Origin of the sequence: Moorena producens 3L (assembly GCF_000211815.1) — a bacterium.
In the GTDB taxonomy this organism is placed as follows: Bacteria; Cyanobacteriota; Cyanobacteriia; order Cyanobacteriales; family Coleofasciculaceae; genus Moorena; species Moorena producens.
The window spans coordinates 238,709-244,819 of record NZ_GL890973.1 but is presented as its reverse complement, the minus strand read 5'-3'; the positions used below and the strand labels follow the sequence as shown (position 1 = coordinate 244,819).

Genomic DNA, 6,111 nt, shown 5'->3' with positions numbered 1-6,111 from the left:
CATATAATCAGAGTTATCCATCAAAAGCACCTCAGTCTGTTTATGCTTGTTTGCCCTTATTAAATAAGCACATGCCACATAAATTTTGGATTAGTGCTCTGGGTGAATTATTATCAAAATTGAATGTGTGGGAGGACTTAAAAGTTGATAAGAAAGTCAAGGAATTTGATCAAACACCTTTTTATCAAATTGAACGATTTATAAACAAATACACGAAACGTAATGAAAACTCATTAATCGAAATAATCAAACAGCTTTACTCATTTTCTTTATTAATGAAAAATGATAGTAGTTGGTGTAGCCGTTCTGAACACGAATTTGAGAAGTTATATGCAGCAGATAGTGACATGTCACACGGTAAATTAGTTTTAATGGGTGCTTTAGTTGCCATGAAGATAAGATGTATTTATAAATTACCTGATTTATATGAGCAGTTATTATATTATTGTCGAAAATTAGAGATAACCTTAGAATTAAAACAAGGATTTGATACTATTATAGAATCAAATACTTATAAAAGAATGAAAAAACTATCTTCAGTACGACCTGAAAGATTTGGCTTGTGGAATATTGTAGATTCCACAACTGTTGACTGGAAAATGATTATCAAAGAAATAATCAAGGAGTTATAGATATCGTGATTAAACCGAATCACATTACCTTATTTAGATTATTTTTAATTTTTATAGCTTTTGTTTCATGGTATCTTGTTCCTCCTCAATACTATCTGTATATTGGTGTGTTATTCTATATAGCATTTTTATTGGATGCTGTTGATGGGTGGTTAGCTAGAACAAAGGACTTAAAAACAGATTTCGGTAAGTATTTCGATCCGATTGTAGACTATATAGGTTTCCTAGCTTTGTATGTCATTAGCATTGAGATGGGAATTCTCCCGATATGGTTTGTTTTTCTAGCTCTGACAAGAGACTTTTTAGCAACATTTGCCAGACAGATATTAAATTTAAATAATATTGTGATTGAAGCAAATGTTATTGCTAAATTAAAAGCCGTATATATTGGTTATCCGTTGGTAGGGCTTTATTGGTATAAACTTTATGGGTTTTCAAGTCAATGGTTGTTTATTGTTATTGGTTTACACATACTACTAGAAGGTCGAATTTTTGGATATTCCGATCCTTTAGAAAATCGTTGGAATTCTATAATATTGTGTTTCACGACTATTGCAGTAATTACATTAACTACATTAAGACCTGCAAGTGAGAGTCTTTCTGACCTGACTGTGTTATTCATACTTATAACTCAATCATTGATCTGGGTTTCTGGTATTCAATATTTATGGTATGCCAGAGAGTATATTATTCAATCATTTGATTCAAACTAATCACTTTCACTAGTTTTTATTTTCTGTAGAAAAACAGTTAATGCTATGCTATAGTAGAAATTAAAATATAGGTAATTAAAGTTAAAATTAAAGAGAAGACTTAATGACTAATAATCAACAAGCCCAATTCTTAGCAAAGTGGTCAAATAAATGGAACACTGAGAGCAGCGAGGTTGAGAAGGAATATGATACTTTAGCTCAAGTATATGAGGATAAAGTCTTGAATTGGCAGTATGCTGGTCATCAGGTTGCTGCTGAACTGATTGCAAAATTTGTTGCTACCGATGGCAAAATTTTGGATCTCGGATGTGGAACAGGACTTGCTGGACAAGCTCTTCGAGAACAAGGTTATCAAACCATAATTGGAGTTGATATTTCTGGTAAATCTTTAGACCTCGCTAGGGATAAAAATATTTATACTGCTTTATATAAAGCAGATATACAGCAAGCATTGCCATTTCAAGATAATGAATTTGATGGAATCATTTCCACTGCTGTGCTTACTAATATGGAAACGTCAAATGTGTTGTATGAGTTTTGCCGAGTAGTAAAACCGGGAGGATATCTGGTGTTTACAAACCGAGAGGATATCCACTCTCAAAAAAAATTCGACGTTACCTTGCAACAGATGGAGTCAGAAGGCATTTTAAAACAAGCCTATCTTTCGCCACCACAACCCTATCTTCCCAATAATCATGATTATGCAGAGAAGATCAAGATTCTGTATTGTGCCTATGAGGTGTGCATTTGATGTCTCTCTGGGCTGTTGGCGAAGCTTGCGCCTTAGCCCATAGCATTGGAGATTCTAAAAGGTCGTTAATTCACGTCCTTCTAGAAATTAAAACATGGAGGCTCTCAACTCTGTTTCTTGTAGGCATAAACAAAGGTAGTTTGCCCCAATTTTTGGCGCAAACTTTCCCGTTGCTCAAGATAGTGAACGATGCTTCCATCCTTGTTCATATTTCCAACTCGCTCCAATGCTTGTTCTAATTCCCCTTGCTTCGCCAAAGACCAAGTAGAATCACCATTCCGATAGGTTTGCTTGAGGGGGCCTTCTGGGTCAAGGTAATTGTCACCTTGCATAACAGCATGAATTGGAACAACAATGCCCCCAAAGCAAAAGCCAGCTTGATCCAATTTCTGAGTAATGCATGCTATGGGTGGCATACGTTTAGCGATTCTTGATACCGCGTCTGGAATCAGATCAGCCCACCAAAATCCATCATAAATCTGTGGATGACTGCTGGTATTACACACAAATACGCCTTGGGGACGCAGCACTCGATACGCTTGCTCAAACACCTGGTTCAGTTCAGGAAAATTTTCCTGAGCTGCGTCGTCGGAACCCAAGTGATGGAGAACCTGGTTACACATTATCCCATCAAAGGTTTCATTCTCATAGGGAAGATCGATAAGACTGCCTTGATCTAAGTGAATATTGGGGTGATTGCGGAACTTTTCTGTTGCTTGCGCCAACATTCCCCCATTGAATTCTAGACCCCACAGGCTATTGACTTTGCTCTTCAACGCCTGGATATAGTTTCCAGTACCACACCCACCATCCAAGATCACCTGCTCTGGCAAAGGACGAGGGGTAGTCGCAAAGCAACCTAATAAAATCTCAACCCCGATTGGGATACGAGTGGTGTCGTAGTTTTTGGATGTATCCTGATAGTTTTCATATTCTTTAATCATGGCTTTGTTTTTACAATTTTCGGTGTTATCGATGATATTCTATGTCCTCATAATATTACACTGAGGTATACCATAGATATGGTTTTATGGGCGTTGCTGAATTAAGCAATTAATAGGAGTGGGGTGGGCATCCTGCCTGCCCGAAAATATTGATAATGGGCAAGATGCCCGTTCCACCAAGATGCCCGTTCCACAACAAGATGCCCGTTCCACAACAAGATGCCCATTCCAAAAGTTTATCCCCCTCCAGGATTGATCAACTTAAAGTTAGCCTCAGAAATTACGGCGGTTTGCATAACTATCAGGTACACAAGATTTTTTTCCCTCTTCCCTGTTCCCACTTCCGACTTCCCTGCTCCCTGCTCCCTGCTCCCTGCTCCCTAAAAACCGATAACGAAAGTACCTAACAGCAAGTGCAAACCGCTGTAGATCACATCATTATCCGCTTAACTGTTCAAGGGGGTAGAATTATAAACGATAATATTATACACAATTAACCATAACTATTAACGATGAAAAAATACATTAAATATATCCAAGACTCTCGGGATATCGCTAGATTATTAAATGGTGTAGAATCCGAAAATTTAAACAACTTATTTTGGTATGACTTACCCTTAAAATATGCAGTCAGTTGGCGCGGAATTTTTCACATATTTAACGCACACATATTCCAACGAAAACGAGATGCGATTGCCAAAAATTACGACATCAATACTATTTACTATTCCCACAGGGAAGAAGATGGTATCAACCATCCGAACCCTAGTGTTTGGTACTGTACATCCCTCAACAGTAAACCGTGGTTTGATGATAACGATGAAATTACCTCAATCCTCGAACAAAATGCCGAAATAATTATATCTGAGTACAACAAAATAGATGAATATATGAAAGAACATCCCGATCATGTTAGCTTAATGGGGTCAGGTCAATGGAATGGTATATTTATTTTTTCTACTGGGCGAGAGAAACAAGCTATAGCATATTTATGCCCAAAAACACTTTCAATACTCGAAAAATTACCCCTTTGTATTAACTTTGGTTTTGTGCTGTTTTCCGAGTTAGTTTCTGATAGTCATATATTGCCCCATAGTGGTTCTTCAAACTTAAGATTGAGATACCATTTAGGAGTGCGCATACCCGAACCAGAAAGTGCAAAAATACGAGTAGGAAATGAATGGCGCTTTTGGCACCAAGGTAAAGCTATGGCGTTTGACGATTCTTTCGAGCATGAAGTATTGCATCAAGGGGAAAAATCAAGAGTTGTCTTAGTTATCGATGTATGGCATCCCTCATTAAGTGAAGAAGATATAAAAATACTCAGTCATCCAGTTTTTGCAACTTATGGTAAACTGTGACGGATAAATATTACGTTATTCAGTTCTGTTGGCGATCGCTTAAACTGGTCAAGAAAATAATCCAATATGAATAATTTATAGAAATCTGATATAAAAATTTTAATATGTTCTCTACAAACACCATAGAACATGATTTGTATCTTTTCCCAAATCATAATTGCTGAATAGAGATGCTCACTGTAGACAAAGTAATACATTAGGGTGTAACATACATATTGTTTTAGAGCTATTTAAAGATTAGACATTGCAGAACAATTGGCACGACATCTGGAATCGCAGACAGGCTGATCACGCAGAGCAGCCAACTTTAGTTTCTTTGCTGGTTGCAAATGGCTACGATCCTCCCTGGTCATCAGGTGTGCAAGAATCTGGCTGGATGGCTTATGGGAAGCATATCGCGGCTCGGCTCAACATCACCCCAAAGGATTCATTGTTGGAAGTTGGGTGTGGTGCGGGTGCTTTTCTCTATCCGTTTTACCAACAAGGAAACCCCGTCGCGGGAATTGACTACTCAGCTAACTTGGTCAAAATTGCCCGAGTGGCCATGCCCCAAGCCACGATTAGCCTAGGAGAAGCAATTGATCTACCAAGAGACCGTCAATTCGATGTTGTGGTGTCAGGGGGAGTCTTCCATTATTTCCCAACCTATGAGTATGCAGCAGAAGTACTCCGGGGCATGGTTCAAATCGCCCAGAAAAGTATCGGCGTTCTTGATCTTCCTGATCTGTCTAAGCAGGAAGCAGCAATCAGTGCCCGGAAAGCAGCCATCGGAGATGCGGAATATGAGCAGAGGTATCGGGGACTCGATCATTTATACTACAGCAAGGACTGGTTCCAACAAGTTCTAGCAACTGAGTCGGTTGAAGTAACGACTGAAGATCAGTGCCTTCAAGGCTACGACAATAGCAAATATCGTTTCAATGTCTTGATCCATAAACACTAATGAAAGTAGAAACAGCTGTTATTCTAGCTGCTGGCATGGGCATTAGACTGCAGAAACTAGGGCAATCGGCTCCTAAAGGATTTCTCCAGTTGGGAGAGCAACCCATTATTGAGGAATCCATAGAGCGCCTGACTGCCTGCGGTATCCAGCGCATCATCATTGTCACTGGTCATTTATCTGACTTTTATGAGCGTCTCCAGCAACGTTTTAATGATCAGATATTGACGGTTCATAACCCACACTATGCCGAATCAGGTACCATGTATTCCCTCTATTGTGCCCGTGAGCTGATTGAGGGTGATTTTCTATTGTTGGAATCAGATCTGATTTACGAAAAGCTTGCTTTGACAGCAGTCTTGAACTTTCCTAAAGACAATGTCGTCTTGCTATCTGGTAAAACCAATGCTGGCGATGAAGTGTATGTGGAAACCTCAGGTGAGACAATCGTTGCGATGTCTAAAAATAAGGCTGAACTGGGGAGTCAAATTGCCGGTGAATTGGTCGGTATTTCCAAAATATCCCAGCCTTTGTTTCAAAGTATGTTGGCCCAAGCCACCGTAGGATTTAAAACGAGCCTCAAGCTGAATTATGAAACTGATGGGCTGATAGCAGCAGCAAAATCCTATCCAGTTTACTATACGGTGATTAGCGATCTACTCTGGGCAGAAATTGATGACCGATACCAGCTTGCCAGAGCAACAGAGCAAATCTACCCAGCAATTCTCCAGAAAGATGCTCAGTGACAGCACATTGGCAGATGGCCTTTA

8 protein-coding genes are annotated in these 6,111 nt (G+C 39.1%); 7 read left to right on the top strand and 1 reads right to left on the bottom strand.

Annotated elements, in window-relative coordinates; translation table 11 throughout:
* From LYNGBM3L_RS45315 to LYNGBM3L_RS32725, 3 genes are all read left to right on the top strand, one after another.
* The coding region (locus tag LYNGBM3L_RS45315) for a hypothetical protein (protein WP_008191543.1) at nt 1-632 on the top strand (632 nt) is incomplete at its 5' end.
* Between the two features lie 5 nt (nt 633-637).
* Nucleotides 638-1,345: a CDP-alcohol phosphatidyltransferase family protein gene (locus LYNGBM3L_RS32730; RefSeq protein ID WP_008191540.1), complete on the top strand. Its 708-nt coding sequence runs from the start codon at nt 638-640 to the stop codon at nt 1,343-1,345.
* A 103-nt stretch (nt 1,346-1,448) separates the two neighbouring features.
* A complete protein-coding gene (locus LYNGBM3L_RS32725; protein ID WP_008191538.1) occupies nt 1,449-2,096 on the top strand; it encodes a class I SAM-dependent DNA methyltransferase in 648 nt (215 codons plus the stop codon).
* A 104-nt stretch (nt 2,097-2,200) separates the two neighbouring features.
* Here LYNGBM3L_RS32725 and LYNGBM3L_RS34470 read toward each other — a convergent pair whose 3' ends face one another.
* Nucleotides 2,201-3,040, bottom strand: a complete 840-nt coding sequence (locus LYNGBM3L_RS34470; RefSeq protein ID WP_008191536.1) for a class I SAM-dependent methyltransferase — start codon at nt 3,038-3,040, stop codon at nt 2,201-2,203.
* Nucleotides 3,041-3,195: 155 nt separating this feature from the next.
* Between LYNGBM3L_RS34470 and LYNGBM3L_RS42375 the strand changes: the two genes are divergently transcribed.
* The 4 genes from LYNGBM3L_RS42375 (at nt 3,196) to LYNGBM3L_RS32705 (ending at nt 6,087) form a co-directional block, all read left to right on the top strand.
* Nucleotides 3,196-3,447 (top strand): hypothetical protein, encoded by a 252-nt coding sequence (locus LYNGBM3L_RS42375; RefSeq protein ID WP_229414778.1) that lies wholly within the window; start codon nt 3,196-3,198, stop codon nt 3,445-3,447.
* 105 nt (nt 3,448-3,552) lie between these two features.
* Nucleotides 3,553-4,401: an aspartyl/asparaginyl beta-hydroxylase domain-containing protein gene (locus tag LYNGBM3L_RS34465; protein ID WP_008191534.1), complete on the top strand. Its 849-nt coding sequence runs from the start codon at nt 3,553-3,555 to the stop codon at nt 4,399-4,401.
* A 244-nt stretch (nt 4,402-4,645) separates the two neighbouring features.
* Nucleotides 4,646-5,344 carry a class I SAM-dependent methyltransferase gene (locus tag LYNGBM3L_RS32710; RefSeq protein ID WP_008191533.1) on the top strand — a complete coding sequence of 233 codons (699 nt, stop codon included), beginning with the start codon at nt 4,646-4,648 and terminating at the stop codon, nt 5,342-5,344.
* Nucleotides 5,344-6,087 carry a phosphocholine cytidylyltransferase family protein gene (locus tag LYNGBM3L_RS32705; protein ID WP_008191531.1) on the top strand — a complete coding sequence of 248 codons (744 nt, stop codon included), beginning with the start codon at nt 5,344-5,346 and terminating at the stop codon, nt 6,085-6,087. The genes LYNGBM3L_RS32710 and LYNGBM3L_RS32705 overlap by 1 nt, the downstream gene beginning before the upstream one ends.
* The last annotated feature ends 24 nt before the right edge of the window (nt 6,088-6,111 follow it).

Excerpts from the sequence above, each read along its gene's own strand:
- LYNGBM3L_RS32725 (WP_008191538.1), top strand. The coding sequence starts at position 1,449 with ATGACTAATAATCAACAAGCCCAATTCTTAGCAAAGTGGTCAAATAAA.
- LYNGBM3L_RS34470 (WP_008191536.1), bottom strand. The coding sequence starts at position 3,040 with ATGATTAAAGAATATGAAAACTATCAGGATACATCCAAAAACTACGAC.
- LYNGBM3L_RS42375 (WP_229414778.1), top strand. The coding sequence starts at position 3,196 with ATGGGCAAGATGCCCGTTCCACCAAGATGCCCGTTCCACAACAAGATG.
- LYNGBM3L_RS34465 (WP_008191534.1), top strand. The coding sequence starts at position 3,553 with ATGAAAAAATACATTAAATATATCCAAGACTCTCGGGATATCGCTAGA.
- LYNGBM3L_RS32705 (WP_008191531.1), top strand. The coding sequence starts at position 5,344 with ATGAAAGTAGAAACAGCTGTTATTCTAGCTGCTGGCATGGGCATTAGA.